Raw genomic sequence first — 14,481 nt, 5'->3', positions numbered from 1 at the left:
TTTCCTCACCACAGCACCCTTCAAAACTTCCAGTGCGTTAAGGCTTACGCCTAACACACCCTACACTGAAATGTTTTATCCAAATATATTTACAGACAAAATTCAAAACCCTCCTTACTTAACAGTAAAGGGGGTTCTAAATACAGCAGATTCGATGTTAATCAGCTACAGCAACTGATTGAAAAAAGTAATTATTAATGAATAATGAGTAAGTAATTTACTTACTACTTATTACTTATTACTTATTACTCATGGTGTACCTCAATTACTTCAAATGTGCTGTAACTGTCAACTATCAACTGTTATATATTTTCAACTTTACACCCCGAATTGAATAATCCAATAATTCCATTGGGTGCATCACAGAAATGTCTTGCTGCTGTAGCTGCAAATGCTTGGTAATTTGCAACGAACAACCAGGGTTAGCAGAAGCAATTAACTCAGCACCAGTATTTAATAAATTCTGAACTTTTTGCTTACCTAATTCTTCCGCAACTTCCGGTTGCAGCATATTATAAACCCCGGCACTGCCACAACATAAAGCAGCATCTAAAGGTTCTTTTAACTTTACTCCGGGAATTTGTTTTAATAATTGCCGTGGTTGGACACTAATCTTTTGTCCATGTAATAAATGACAAGCATCTTGATAAACTAAATTCAAAGGTTTATCTGTCAATGGTGAAAGTTTTGCTGTTAAGCCAACGGTTGCTAAAAACTCTTGAGCGTCTTTAACTTTAGCGGCAAAATCTTTGGCTTTATCTCGATATTCTGGGTCATCTGCTAATATATGACCGTATTCTTTTAACGTATGACCACAACCAGCAGCATTGATAATTACATAATCTACGTTAGTATCAGCAAAGCTATCAATCATTTGTCTAGCTAATGCTTGTGCCTGTGCTGTTTGTCCTTGATGTTCCGGTAGTGCTGCACAACAACCTTGAGATTTAGGGATGATAACTTCACAGCCATTGGCTGTTAAAACTCTCACCGTTGCTTCATTCACAGGGGAGAAAAACAACCGTTGTACACATCCCAAAATCACCCCGACTCGATAGCGTTTCTTTCCCTGGGGAGGAATTACAGTCGGTAAATTATCTTGAAAAGATTTGGCGGTAATTTCTGGCAGAATGGACTCCATTGCAGCCAAGCGAGGCGAGATTTTTTTTAGTAACCCCGTAGCACGGACAAGTTTAGGAAAACCCAACTTTTGATAAACAAACAGGGGAACTAACAAAATGCGGAGAATATCAGGGTTAGGAAATAAAGAAAATATTAGTTGACGAACTAATTTATCAGAGAAACTGCGGGAATAATTGCGTTCGACTTGGTGACGAGTAGCAGAAATTAACTTATCATACTGCACACCAGACGGACAAGTAGACACACAAGCTAGACAACCTAAACAAGAATCAAAGTGTTCGACAGTAGCGGTATTTAAAGCAATTTCTCCCTCATTAATACCATCCATTAAATAGATACGTCCCCTAGGGGAATCCATTTCTTTACCAATGACTCGATAACTAGGACAAGTTGCAAGACAAAAGCCACAATGTACACAACTATCTATTAATTTTGGGTCTGGTGGATGATTTTGATCAAAACCTTTTAAATTCTTCAAACTAGCAACATTATTAGTATCATTCTCTGAAACTTGCATATTTACCTTTCTCTTTGATATACAGCAGATTTAATGTTGATGAGCTACAGCAACTGATTAAAAAAGTAATGAGAATAAATAGTGATCAAGAAGTTTACTCATTACTCATTACTCATTACTCATTACTCATCACTTATTACTCATTACTCATGGTGTACCTTACTTCAAAAGTGCTGTGTCTGTGTGTTTACTTGCTTAAATCCCACCAACAAACCGACCAGGACTTAAAATATTTTGGCGATCAAACTGTTGTTTAATGCCCCGCATTAAAGGCAAAGCGTTACCTGTGTATCCCCACACATCTATGGTTTGTTTGACTGCTATAGGTGCGGTAATTACCGTTAAAAACCCTTGACGAGATTGACAAAGCGATCGCAATTTTAAAACCTGATTTTGCTCCTGAAGTTGCACTACACCCAAACCACTGCTGAGATGAACTAGCCCCATATCTACTTTAGTTAACATCTGCACCGCAGTTGTAGGTAATATTCCTATTTTGCAGGTAATTGTAGTCTCTGTGGCAGGATGATGTATTTGTTGTTGTAATCTCTGCCATAGACTATCTTCATCTGCACCAGAAAAAATAGCCGCTTTTAATCCTAAATTTTCCCCTAATTTTAAAACTTGATGGGATTGTTCCTTGACACTTTCACTAATACTTTGGAAGCGGGCAATTAATCCCATGCCTGCACCCAAACCCAAGCTAGATACTAATTGCATAGATAACAAATCTGCTTGAGTTGGTGTCAAAGCCGAACTCCGTAAAGTATTAGCAGCTTGAGTAATAGCCGCAGCCTCACCAGTTAATACTACTGTTGCCGATGCTGACTGCACAGGATAGACACGAAAAGTTACTTGGCTAATAATTCCTAATGTACCGTATGACCCAGTAAACAACTTCATCAAATCATAGCCAGCCACATTCTTAACTACCCTTCCCCCAGCTTTGGCAATTTCACCATCAGCACGGATAAAAGTAATACCTAAAAGTTGGTCGCGGACACTACCATAACGTTGTCGTAGGGAATTGGTATCAGCAGTAGCGACAATACCGCCAATGGTTGCGACATCTGGGTTTGAGGGGTCAAGGGCGAGAAACTGCCCCGAATGTGCCAAAATTTGCTGGAGATGGGAAAACTTCATCCCTGCTTCCACGGTGACAGTCAAATCACCTACAGCGTGTTCTATTAGTTGGTTGAGGCGTTCGGTACTAACTACAATATCAATATTTTCTGGTAAACCACCCCAATTGAGTTTACTACCACTCCCACAAGGCAAGACACGCCAGTTATGACTATTAGCTGTAGCGATAACTGCGGCTAACTGTGCGGGCGTTTGGGGATAGACAATACAACTGGGAGATTTTCCCCCAGGGATAGGTGGGATATTCAGTTTGTCTTGTGGGTAAAGGGTATTTTCTTCGCCAACGATAGATGCAAGAGTAGAAGCAATAGCACTCATCAGTTTATTTACGATTCCCTACATCTTATTTTCTGTGATGATGACACAAAATCGACAACGGTTATTAAGGAGTAAGGAGTAATGAGTAATAAGTAATGAGTAATGAGTAATAAGTAATGAGTAATGAGTAAATCTGATTACTTATTACTTAAAGACAGGCAGCCACTCATAGGTGAGGTTTCTGGCTAGTTTTTTCCTATAACTTGCCTTAATTTCCAGCAGGAATGGTTGCTCTCGCGCTATAAAAAGAATAATGAAGAGTAAAAAGCAACGTCATCCCCTGCGTCAATCACTGGCAGTTTTCCGTTATAGTGGACGGGCAATAAATTTAGTGTGGACGACTAGCCGCACTTTGACAATTATTTTGGCTAGTTTAACTTTATTAGCTGGTTTGTTACCGGCAGCGATCGCCTACCTTGGTAAACTGATCGTAGATGCTGTAGTCTTGGCATCCCAAGGCAATCTACAAGGGAATATATACCGACCTTTATTGTATGTCAGCTTAGAGGCGATCGCAGTTGCTTTACTAGCCGCTTCTCAACGGGGATTAATTATCTGTCAATCATTATTACGCGTCCTCTTAGGTCAGCGAGTCAATGTATTAATCCTTAAAAAAGCCCTGACTTTAGATTTAGCTCATTTTGAAAACTCAGAATTTTACGATAAACTCACCAACGCTAGGCGGGAAGCATCCATACGTCCCCTCTCTTTAGTTAACCGCACCTTTGGCTTAGTCCAAAATGCCCTTTCCCTTATCACCTACGGTTTTTTACTAGTTAAATTCTCTATTTGGGCTGTCATTGTCTTAATTGTCGCAGCCATGCCCGCTTTTATCGCTGAAACTCGCTTTGCCGGAGAAGCCTTTCGTCTTTTTAGTTGGCGCGCCCCAGAAACCCGCCAACAGCATTATATAGAAAATCTCCTAGCTAGAGAAGATTTCGCCACAGAAGTCAAACTCTACCAACTCGGAGAAATGCTTTTAGGACGTTATCGCCATGTATTTCGCCAACTCTACACCGAAGATCGTGATTTAACTATCCGTCGAGGAATGTGGGGATACCTCCTAGGCTTAGTTAGTACAGTAGCTTTTTACATCGCCTACGCTTGGATTGTACTAGAAACCGTAGCGGGAAGAATTTCATTAGGGGATATGACCATGTATCTCACAGTTTTTCGTCAAGGTCAATCTACCTTTGCTAATGCCCTCACTTCCATTGGTGGGATGTATGAAGATAACCTCTATCTTTCCAACCTGTATGATTTCTTAGAAGAAAAAGTCACCCCACCCTGGGGTAAAATCACCAAAGGTATTGACCCCCAAGACGGTATCCGCTTTGAAAATGTCTCCTTTACCTATCCCGGCAGTGCTAAACCTGCCTTAAAAAACATTTGCCTACATTTAAAACCCGGTGAAAAATTAGCCATTGTGGGTGAAAACGGTTCTGGCAAGACTACCTTAATTAAACTCCTCACCAGACTGTATACCCCAGACTCCGGCAGAATTTTATTAGATGGCGTAGACTTGCAATCATGGGATGTAGATGCACTCCGTCAACGCATCGGCGTAATATTCCAGAACTTTGTCCGTTATCAGTTCACCGTCGGCGAAAATATCGGTGTAGGAGATGTAGACAGCTTTAACGACTCCAACCGTTGGCAAATAGCCGCCCAAAAAGGTAACGCCCATAATTTTATCGAACGCTTACCCCAACAATTTCAAACCCAACTCGGCAAATGGTTCAAAAGCGGACAAGAACTATCTGGGGGACAGTGGCAGAAAATCGCCCTCGCCCGTGCCTTCATGCGGACTAAAGCCGATATTTTAGTCTTAGATGAACCCACATCAGCCATAGATGCCCAAGCCGAGTATGAAATTTTCAATCATTTTCGCACCCTCACCCAAAATCAAATGGTTTTTTTGATATCTCACCGCTTTTCAACAGTCAGAATGGCCGACAAAATCCTAGTAATTGAAAATGGGGAAGTAGTAGAACAAGGAACACACGAGGAACTGTTAGCCCGTGAAGGACTATATGCCAAATTATTTTTATTACAAGCCGCCGGTTATCAATGAAACTCCGCGCCCCTCCGTATATTGTCTTCCTAAAAGTTTACCTTTAATTATAGTAAGGGTAATTTGGGCAGGCATGGGATGTTTTTAAATTAGATGTTAAGTTTAAATTGATGGATAAATAGAACGGTGGAAATAATTAAAGGTTTGTAGTAAGGACTTCAGTCCTGATTTGAGGACTAAAGTCCTTACTACGAACCTGAAATAAATGATTAATTTGACTCTAACCAATTAACTAAATCTGCTAGTTTACTAAAGTCTAATAAAGCTTCACTGAGATTTTCTAGTTGGTTTACGGAAAGAGATTGGATGCGTTGTTGGATTTCTGGTGATAGTTCACCTAATCGTCTTTTGAGTAGTTTCAGAATAATTCCTAATTCTCCTTCTTGTCTACCAACTTCTATTCCTTCTTCTATTCCACGCTCGTAACCAATGCGCTCTGCTGAGGTAATATATCTCATAGTTCGCTCCTGCTCTAATTGTTGAACTTCTGAACACAATTGATTTTCTAATGCTTTTGGTAAGATCATAACCCAATCAATAAAACGATAGAGGTTACGAATATCTTGTTCTTGTAAACCTAAATCATATAATCTGCGAATCAAGGTGAATTTCCAAGTTTTGCGTTCTTGGGGTGATGAGCGTGTTTGCTGGGTTTTTAAATGCGCCATCACGACTGTTGCAAAGGGATTAGTGCTATTTTCTAACTCAACCCAGCGATTTTCGTAATCTAAGAGTTTCACTATGCCAAATTCAAAATTTAGGCGAGTTTGGGGATAATTGTAACTGTAATTATTTGGTCGCCATTGGCGGTTGGTGTCGCATAATATTGCTAAACTAATGGCTGGTTTTTCAAATCTGTCGAAGATGCGAAAGTTGTAGGTAAACATCCGTTTACTAAAGTCATCTTCTTTTTGGGCTTGAATTTCTACGTGGATTAATAATCAGAGTTCTTCACCTTGGATTTGCCAAACTTTCACTAATTGATCAGCATAGCGTTTACCTTGTTCGGCTTCACGGGCGATTTGTTGAAATTCGGTGTTGAGAAATTCGTAAGGGCGTTTCCAGTTAATTAATGCGGCTGTCTCTGGGAAAAAGAATTGCATGGCTTGGGGGAAATATGCTTCTAGTATTTCTTTCCACGGGCTGTCAAAATCTGCGCGTTCATTTGTCTCTGTCATGAATATTACGCTTTTTATGCCTAAACATATTGAACATTACAATTATGATAAAATAAGCAAACAACACATATGATAATTTAATTCAAAATGAGAGTATTTTATCGTAAAGTTAACCTGAAAGAGCAAAAAAGTGATTTTGCTTATTGGCAAACTAAATCTTATCAAGCACGACTTCAAGCTTTAGAAGAAATACGACAACAATACCATAAATGGAAATATAATAATGCTGAATCGAGACTTCAAAGAGTTTATACAATTTCTCAACGATAATCATATCCGCTATCTTGTAGTGGGTAGGTGCGTCAGTATGAATAATTTCTAGGTGTAGTTAGGTTCTCTCGCACTGACGCACCCTACTGGCTATGGTAAACCGTGTTGTACAGATGCGTTCTGGAGAGTGGCAATACTCACATAAATATTTGGCTCGTCTGCGTATGACTTCTTTAGTAGCATCGTCAAGGGTCATTTTTGAGCTACCAACATAGCATTAATATGGGTAAAAATTCTGTCTAGTTCTCCAATTTCCTCTAATTCGATAACTTCTTCTGTGGTCAATAAATCAGCTTTTTTACGTTCCAGAAGTTCTTCCATCCGTGCTTGCAGTGCGTCGTTAAATTTGAACAGATGGAAATGATCTACTTTTTCTACTTGAATACTACCAAGTAATGATGAAGGTCTGGCAATAACGGTTGTCATGGTTTATCAATAACAGTTTTTAGAGTTATTACTAATTTTAAATAAAATTCTCTTGCATTATGGACTTTGGTGTTGTGTTTCCTTGCGTCAACCCAACCTACATCTCATGTTTTTTGGGATGATTGGGAAATGAATAATGAGGAAATTGAACGGGTAGTGTCTAAGTTTGTTAAAGCGAATTATTATAACCCTAACCCTATAGCTAAGGATAATGTACTAGAAAAATCAGAGCCAGAATGAAAAAACTCGGTGACAGGTATCCGAAACCTAGAACACGCAAGGCTTAGTGAGAAAGCACCTATTCATAAAAGTTAATGATTCTCTGTAACCTTTATATGTTACAGTTTGCAAGTTTCGACGCGAGAGAAGATACCTCTAATCCTTTTTCGAGCCAAACCCAAGGGAGGTGTGAAAGGGAGGTGTGCTTCTGGTGCTTTAATATCAAAAGTAATATCCTTGTAGTCGTAGTACAACCAGTCTCCTCCTTTCAGCCATCCTACCTTATTGCCAAAGGCTCGCCAAATTTCCTGGTCATAGCCTCTCGTTCCCCCTAAACTTTGGTAGATGCGCTTCTGCACAGAAAAACCAAACCGCCCATTGCTGTATTTTACCCACAAATCGTCAATGGTGCGGAGGTCTTCACAGGGAAAATTCTCAATGTCTTCTACTCGTAACCATCCTTCGTTTTCCCGTTTCATCACCTTTAACATTAGCCGCGCTGTTTCCTCATCTGCTTCTTGCCACTTCCCAGCAGCGAGTAAGTCACGCAGTTGGCTGTAGTCCATCCCGACAGATGACTTTAATTGTACTTCTGAGCGATCGCCACTACTCACCAAACCTAAATTTTTCCGAAATTCTAAGACTGTGGGAGTCCGTTCTTCCGGTTCTAACTCCATACCTTTGAGAATCGCATCATTCACTCTCTGACTAATCCGGGAATTATAACTCCGTGGCTCTGGTAAAGGTTCATCATCATACTTACGATTGAGTGCAGGTACGGGGTGTTCTTCTTCTTCTTTTTTGAGTCTATCAGCCGTGAGCAGATAATATAAAGTGGCAGCTAAGGCGTAAACATCTGTATGAGTACCAAAATTACCTTTGCGTTTATATTGTTCAATGGGTGCATAACCTTGAGTGAAGGAGTTAGTCATGCTTTGGGTGGCAAGATTTCGGGTTAAACCAAAGTCAATGAGGACTGCTTCTTGTTTATGCTTTCTAAGAATAATATTTTGAGGTTTAATATCTCGGTGTAGGTGTCCCTTTTGATGAATCAATTCTAAGGCTTGACCGATTTGGTTTATATATAACAATGCTTCTGTTTCTGATAATTGTCCTTGATTTTGGACATATTGAAATAAAGTTACCCCATCTATATATTCCATCACCACACCGAACAGTTCACCTTCTTGGATGACTTCATGAACTTTGAGAATATGGGGATGGTCAAAACCTTTAATAGTCAAGGCTTCGTTAATAAATTTAATCTGTTGTTCAGCAAAGTCATTTCTGAGTTGCATTTGCTGATTTAGGGTTTTAATAGCGTATAGTTTGCCTGTGCTGGGTTCTAAGGCTTTGTAGGTGATACCAAAACCACCGCTACCCAAGGGTTTACCCTGAATGATAAATCTACCGTTGTTGATTTTTTGATTGGGTTGCCAAATAATCATAGGTTTGTGGAAGTGAACTACCCTTGTTAACCTATGTGTGTAAGATAACGGGGGTGTTGTGATATACAGTCAAGTATATTCTAGTTGGCAATTATAGGTATTTGTAGGGGTGTGATATTTTGTGTCTCTAGTCTTTTAGCGAGCATCAGAAAGGAAATTATCTTATATTCAGGGTTTGGTGTTAGCGACAGCGTAACGCACCTCCCCTCTCAACACTTCAGAGATGAATGGGGTGTAGGAAAATTAAGCCACCCACTTTCTTGTAGATGGTAAATATTTGCGGACATATTCCTGGCTTTGGTAGTAAATGAAGCATTTTGTTTGGGAATAATACTGGATAGGTAGCGATTGATTTTCAGGGAGCATTTAAATTTTGCACCAATAGTTAAGGTGTAAAGCTACAGGGTAAGTACAGCCCACCGCAAGCATCGCTGATCAAAATTATTGTTACGGATACAATTCCTTTCTCTTCTAGTACGGTAATCATCAAGAGGTAATACTTCATGTATGCTGAAGCAATAGAACAAGAGATCACCCAACTCCGTCAGCAAAACGAACAATTACAGCAACAATTAGCCGCAACTACCGAAGAGTTCCGTAGCAGTATTATTCGACTGGAACAAGAGTTAAAAGCATCTCAACACTTTTTGCAGGTAGTCTTAAATACATTACCCCAAGGAATTTTTTGGAAAGATTGCAACTCACGATTTTTGGGATGTAATGAACGTCTACTCAAGGATGCTGGGTTTTCCTCAACCCAAGAGATTATCGGTAAGCATGATTCTGAGCTACCTTGGCAACAATTTGCCGCAGACTATCAACAGGATGATGAAGCTGTCATGTCTAGGAATATTCCTAAACTTGATTATGAACAACTGTTGACTAAAGAAGACGGAACTAAAATTTGGCTGAAAACAACTAAAACTCCCCTATGTAATGCGGAGGGTGAGGTAATTGGTGTTTTTGGTTTTTACGAAGATATTACTCAAGAGAAGGTAGCAAAAGATGAGGGCGATCGCTTTTTCAATCTATCCTTAGATATAATCTGTGTTTTTGGCTTTGACGGTTCTTTAAAGCGAGTCAACCCCGCCGGCGCGAATATTCTCGGTTATTCGGAAGCGGAACTACTATCAAGGCCTTTGATAGAAGGAGTACATCCAGAGGATCAAGCCGCAACCTTAGCAGCAATGACAAAATTGAGTCAAGGAGAGCAAATTTTTAGGTTTGAAAATCGCAATCTTTGTAAAGACAATTCCTATCGCTGGTTATCATGGACTGCGGTGGCGCACAATGATTGTATGTATGCTATAGCCAGAGATATTACGGAATACAAAATCGCTGAAGCTGCACTCCGCCAACAAGAAGCCCAGTATCGTAATATTTTTGAAACTGTCAGTGATGGTATCAGCGTTATAGATTTGGATACTGGGAAGATGGTTGCTGTTAATCCTGCCTTTTGTCAAATGCACGGCTATTCTCAAGCTGAGATGTTGGAGTTAAGCCCCCAAGATTATATTCATCCTGATTATTTACCATTATTTGATCAATTTGTCACCACAATTATTACTGGAAGTGAGTTTAATTGTGACGGTATGGACATCCGCAAAGATGGTACTGACTTCAATGTCGAAATTACCGGGAAACTCTTTAACTACAACGGTAAACCTCACGCACTTTCTGTATTACGAGATATTAGCGAACAGAAACAGGCTCAAGCTGAACAAGCAAGACTCCTCGCTATTTTAGAAGCTACTCCTGATTTTATTGGCATTGCTGATGCCACGGGTCAATCCCTTTACTACAATCAAGCTTGGAGAAAATTATTAGGTATCAATAATTTAGAAGAGATCAAATATCAAACTATAGCTAATAATCATCCTGATGCAGTTTTAAAAATCATCCTTAACGAAGCTTTACCCACAGCAATTAAAAATGGCAGTTGGATAGGTGAGAGCGTAATTTTCAACCAAGCTAGAGAAGAAATCAGTGTTTCTCAAGTCGTGCTAGCCCACAAATCACCCAGTGGTGAAGTCGAGTGTTTTTCTACTATTGTTCGTGATATTAGGGAACAACGAGCCGCACTTCTTGAACGCCAAGAAATGGCAGATCAGCTTAGACAAAAAGCTGAAGATTTAGAACATACTTTACAAGAACTCAAGCGTACTCAAACTCAAATGGTTCAAGCAGAAAAAATGTCTAGCTTAGGTCAGTTAGTAGCTGGAATCGCCCACGAAATCAATAATCCTGTCAACTTTATTCACGGAAATATTAGCTATTTAGAAGAACATACTCAGGAATTATTGGAAATAGTTAAATTGTATCAACAATACAATTCAGTCAATGAAAAGGACTTCAAAGATTTATTGTCAGAATTTGATTTTGAATACATTCAAGATGATTTACCAAAAATCATGAAATCCATGAAATTTGGTACACAACGCATCCGTCAAATAGTCCTATCTTTAAGAAATTTTTCTCGTATGGATGAAGCTGAGTTTAAAGCAGTGAATATCCATGAAGGCATTGACAGCACTTTAATGATCTTACAGCATCGTCTTAAAGAACAACCAGAACGTCCACCCATTGAAGTTATTAAAAATTACGGAAATTTACCTTTAGTTGAATGCTATGCTGGACAACTAAATCAAGTATTTATGAATATTTTGGCTAATGCTATTGACGCTTTAGAAGAGCAAATGTCTAAGAACATGAGCCTGTTTAGCACACCAAAAATTAGCATTTATACGGAAATATTAGAGAACAATTTTATATCAATTCGCATCAACGATAATGGCATGGGAATGCCTGAAGAAATTCAAAAGCAAATCTTCAATCCTTTCTTTACTACTAAACCAATTGGTAAAGGTACAGGCATGGGTATGTCTATCAGTTACCAAATTATTACAGAGAAACACGGAGGTAAATTAGAATGTTGTTCTACTCCAGGAATAGGAACAGAATTTACTATAGAAATTCCAGTTAGACACGAAGCAAAGAGTGATTTGGCGGTAGGTTAAACCAATTCGTAATTCGTAATTCGTAATTACGAGTTGTAACGGTGATTTAAAAATAAAATAAAAACTGATAAATCAATATAGATCATATTTTAAAGATAGAAGTAGGTATGATATCAAGATTTTAATTTAATCCTAAAGATAGATGAAAAATCGTGTTTATTTATCTTTAGAAAGAGTGTTAGAAAACTTAAGATTATATTTAAACAATTAGACTTCTTAAATATTTGTTAAGAATAAATGACTTAGGAATAGGGCAATATGAGCAGAATTGCGTCTAGGTTTAACTTGAAGTTAGAACCAAAATAAAACCCTAGTTATCAACTAGAGTTTCTAATCCTTGTCAGATAAGATTTTTATAATAAATCATCATAAAATGGTGTAGATTCTGTCACTAATTCCGGTAATTATATCGAATTAATAGGATTAATTTTTTCGACAAAATAGACTATTGACTACTGAAAAAGTTGAGATTAAGGTTATGGATAGTTCCTAAACGGAATTTCTCAAGCATCAAAAAATCGGAGGTATTTCCTATGATGATGATGATGACTGAATCCATGACTGCTGAAATGCAAGCCTGCATGAAAGCTTGTATGGACTGTCAGAAAATGTGCATGGAAACCATGACTTATTGCATGAGCAAAGGCGGTAAGTTCATGGATATGGGCATGATGGGCATGATGCGGGATTGCGCGGAAATGTGCATGATGTGCATGAACATGATGATGGGTGGTTCTGAGTTCATGGGGCGCACTTGTATGCTGTGTGCAGAAATGTGCGATCGCATGGCGATGACCTGTGAACAAATGAAAGATGATAAAATGATGATGGACTGTGCAATGGCTTGCCGCAAATGTGCAGAAGCTTGCAGATCCATGCAAATGATGCCTGCATAATGTAATCTAAAAACTTAGCAGAAGTTTAACTGCAACCTAATTTTCAAACGCTCAGACTTTTGTTAGTCTGGGCGTTTGATGTGTTTGGGGAATGGGGAATGGGGAATGGGTAGACAAGGTAGACAAGGTAGACAAGGTAGACAAGGTAGATTATATTTTTTATGCCTAATGATAATTAATATTACTTACGAATTACGTAGCTTGCTTCCGCATAGCGGTATTACGTAGCTTGCTTCTCTGACGAGACGCTACCGCGTTCGCCGAAGGCGTTCTCGCAGAGTACCCGTAGGGTATTACGAATTACTCAAGATGAAACACTTAAAGTCCCGTTCTCAAGATTTGCGGAGTTTATTTGAAAATAATATCACTATTGAATATGTAGCAGAATCTTTAAAAGCTGTGCCGGCAGATTCAGATGTGATGGAAGTTTTGCAATGGATGCAGGCGCAAGATTTTGATGTTGTGGGAATTGAGACGGGTAATGTTATTACAGGTTACATTGAACGCTCTAGTTTAATATCAACTAAATCTGGCCAATGTGCTGATTATCAAAGAGTTTTTCATCCCAAAGAACTCATTGCTATTTCTACACCATTAATGAAGTTATTACCGATTTTGCAAGATACTCCTAGATTATTTGTGCTTGACTGCAATCAAGTGAGTGGCATTATTACCTGTGGTGATTTGCAAAAAGCCCCAGTGCGAATGTTGTTATTTGGTTTATTTACTTTATTAGAAATGAATTTATTGAGGTTAGTTCGTCTTTACTATCCTCAAGATACTTGGCAAAAATTTCTCAAACCTGAGCGTGTAGAAATAGCCCAAAGACTATGGCGAGAAAGTCAAGAGAGAAACGAAGCAACGGATTTGTTAGATTATTTGCAATTTTGTGATAAACGCGAGTTAGTTTTACATCATCCAGAACTGTTACAACAATTAGAATTGAAATCAAAACGCGCAGGGGAACGATTTTTAAAGGCGGCTGAACAGTTACGCAATAGATTAGCTCACGCTCAAAATTTAGCTAGTGGTTCTTCTTGGAAAGATTTGATTTCTCTAGCGGCACAGATGGAAAAGCTGTTAATTCGTTGTGAGGAAATTGAGTGAAGGAATAGAATTGAGTTTCCAAAAACTTTCTAGCGTTATGGGTGCGTTCTGGTTTTGTGGATTTTGTGTCATATTTTAACGCTTGCAAACTCAAACCAGCTAAGAGAAGTATAAGCGATCGCAGTTTCCGAGAAAATACCGAAAAATTCTTAATTAAGTGATTGACAAGTATAATTTTATACATTAGCATGGAAGAAGAAAGGCGATCGCCCCTCTAGCAAAGTCCGCGATCGCCTTTCTTTTAACCCCAAAACAGGAGTCGATTATTATCATGGCACAAGAAACCAAATTAAGAGATACTCAAGCACTACTACAACAGTATTTGAGCAACGAAAACTCTGATACACCCACTATTAAACAATCTACTCAGCAACCATTACCCAACAGAGAACCCATTAAACATTTGTTGATTGGTTCTGCTAAAGCTGTCACCAGTACAATACATTATTTGCAGGCGATCGGTTATGCCAATGTGGGAGATTGGAGTCCACTGTTACCAACGGAAAACCCTGAGCAAGTGATGAGTATTTTAATCCGTCAAATTTTGGTTGTATAACACCACAAATACCCCGATTTCGCTCGAAATCGGGGTTATGTTACATCTAATTAACGCGATGTGTGACTTATTCCTATAAACCCCTCTCCAAACCTCTCCCCTGCAAGGAGAGAGGCTTTAAATCTTGCTCCCCTTCCCTACAAGGGAAGGGGTTGGGGGTTAGGTTTGA

At 39.0% G+C, this 14,481-nt stretch carries 10 protein-coding genes and 1 pseudogene; 6 read left to right on the top strand and 5 right to left on the bottom strand.

Annotated features, from left to right (window positions below):
- Positions 1–295: 295 nt before the first annotated feature.
- Both ACPZ3T_RS14095 and ACPZ3T_RS14090 read right to left on the bottom strand, forming a co-directional pair.
- A complete protein-coding gene (locus tag ACPZ3T_RS14095; RefSeq protein ID WP_490276974.1) occupies positions 296–1,660 on the bottom strand; it encodes a (Fe-S)-binding protein in 1,365 nt (454 codons plus the stop codon).
- A gap of 195 nt (positions 1,661–1,855) precedes the next feature.
- Positions 1,856–3,121, bottom strand: coding sequence for an FAD-binding oxidoreductase (locus tag ACPZ3T_RS14090; protein ID WP_490276973.1), 1,266 nt, complete (start codon positions 3,119–3,121; stop codon positions 1,856–1,858).
- A gap of 253 nt (positions 3,122–3,374) precedes the next feature.
- Between ACPZ3T_RS14090 and ACPZ3T_RS14085 the strand changes: the two genes are divergently transcribed.
- Positions 3,375–5,195, top strand: coding sequence for an ABC transporter ATP-binding protein (locus ACPZ3T_RS14085; RefSeq protein WP_490276972.1), 1,821 nt, complete (start codon positions 3,375–3,377; stop codon positions 5,193–5,195).
- 209 nt (positions 5,196–5,404) lie between these two features.
- On the opposite strand, the pseudogene ACPZ3T_RS14080 reads toward ACPZ3T_RS14085, so the two are convergent.
- The 3 genes and pseudogenes from ACPZ3T_RS14080 to ACPZ3T_RS14070 form a co-directional block, all read right to left on the bottom strand.
- Positions 5,405–6,373 (bottom strand): annotated as a pseudogene (locus ACPZ3T_RS14080) (Rpn family recombination-promoting nuclease/putative transposase).
- A gap of 462 nt (positions 6,374–6,835) precedes the next feature.
- A complete protein-coding gene (locus tag ACPZ3T_RS14075; RefSeq protein ID WP_490276971.1) occupies positions 6,836–7,069 on the bottom strand; it encodes a hypothetical protein in 234 nt (77 codons plus the stop codon).
- 338 nt (positions 7,070–7,407) lie between these two features.
- Positions 7,408–8,736, bottom strand: coding sequence for a GUN4 domain-containing protein (locus tag ACPZ3T_RS14070; RefSeq protein ID WP_490276970.1), 1,329 nt, complete (start codon positions 8,734–8,736; stop codon positions 7,408–7,410).
- 503 nt (positions 8,737–9,239) lie between these two features.
- Between ACPZ3T_RS14070 and ACPZ3T_RS14065 the strand changes: the two genes are divergently transcribed.
- The 5 genes from ACPZ3T_RS14065 to ACPZ3T_RS14045 all read left to right on the top strand — a co-directional run bounded on the left by ACPZ3T_RS14065 (position 9,240) and on the right by ACPZ3T_RS14045 (position 14,312).
- Positions 9,240–11,753 (top strand): PAS domain-containing sensor histidine kinase, encoded by a 2,514-nt coding sequence (locus ACPZ3T_RS14065; RefSeq protein ID WP_490276969.1) that lies wholly within the window; start codon positions 9,240–9,242, stop codon positions 11,751–11,753.
- A 533-nt stretch (positions 11,754–12,286) separates the two neighbouring features.
- Positions 12,287–12,649 (top strand): four-helix bundle copper-binding protein, encoded by a 363-nt coding sequence (locus ACPZ3T_RS14060; protein WP_490276968.1) that lies wholly within the window; start codon positions 12,287–12,289, stop codon positions 12,647–12,649.
- A gap of 84 nt (positions 12,650–12,733) precedes the next feature.
- Positions 12,734–12,877, top strand: coding sequence for a hypothetical protein (locus ACPZ3T_RS14055; RefSeq protein WP_490276967.1), 144 nt, complete (start codon positions 12,734–12,736; stop codon positions 12,875–12,877).
- Between the two features lie 81 nt (positions 12,878–12,958).
- Positions 12,959–13,756: a hypothetical protein gene (locus tag ACPZ3T_RS14050; RefSeq protein WP_490276966.1), complete on the top strand. Its 798-nt coding sequence runs from the start codon at positions 12,959–12,961 to the stop codon at positions 13,754–13,756.
- A 271-nt stretch (positions 13,757–14,027) separates the two neighbouring features.
- Complete coding sequence (locus ACPZ3T_RS14045) at positions 14,028–14,312, top strand: hypothetical protein (RefSeq protein ID WP_490276965.1); 285 nt, start codon at positions 14,028–14,030, stop codon at positions 14,310–14,312.
- The last annotated feature ends 169 nt before the right edge of the window (positions 14,313–14,481 follow it).

Source organism: Aliinostoc maniaoense (assembly GCF_058172895.1).
This window is presented reverse-complemented; position numbering and strand designations above follow the sequence as displayed.

Excerpts from the sequence above, each read along its gene's own strand:
- ACPZ3T_RS14065 (WP_490276969.1), top strand. The coding sequence starts at position 9,240 with ATGTATGCTGAAGCAATAGAACAAGAGATCACCCAACTCCGTCAGCAA.
- ACPZ3T_RS14075 (WP_490276971.1), bottom strand. The coding sequence starts at position 7,069 with ATGACAACCGTTATTGCCAGACCTTCATCATTACTTGGTAGTATTCAA.
- ACPZ3T_RS14060 (WP_490276968.1), top strand. The coding sequence starts at position 12,287 with ATGATGATGATGATGACTGAATCCATGACTGCTGAAATGCAAGCCTGC.
- ACPZ3T_RS14045 (WP_490276965.1), top strand. The coding sequence starts at position 14,028 with ATGGCACAAGAAACCAAATTAAGAGATACTCAAGCACTACTACAACAG.
- ACPZ3T_RS14090 (WP_490276973.1), bottom strand. The coding sequence starts at position 3,121 with ATGAGTGCTATTGCTTCTACTCTTGCATCTATCGTTGGCGAAGAAAAT.
- ACPZ3T_RS14070 (WP_490276970.1), bottom strand. The coding sequence starts at position 8,736 with ATGATTATTTGGCAACCCAATCAAAAAATCAACAACGGTAGATTTATC.
- ACPZ3T_RS14050 (WP_490276966.1), top strand. The coding sequence starts at position 12,959 with ATGAAACACTTAAAGTCCCGTTCTCAAGATTTGCGGAGTTTATTTGAA.
- ACPZ3T_RS14095 (WP_490276974.1), bottom strand. The coding sequence starts at position 1,660 with ATGCAAGTTTCAGAGAATGATACTAATAATGTTGCTAGTTTGAAGAAT.
- ACPZ3T_RS14085 (WP_490276972.1), top strand. The coding sequence starts at position 3,375 with ATGAAGAGTAAAAAGCAACGTCATCCCCTGCGTCAATCACTGGCAGTT.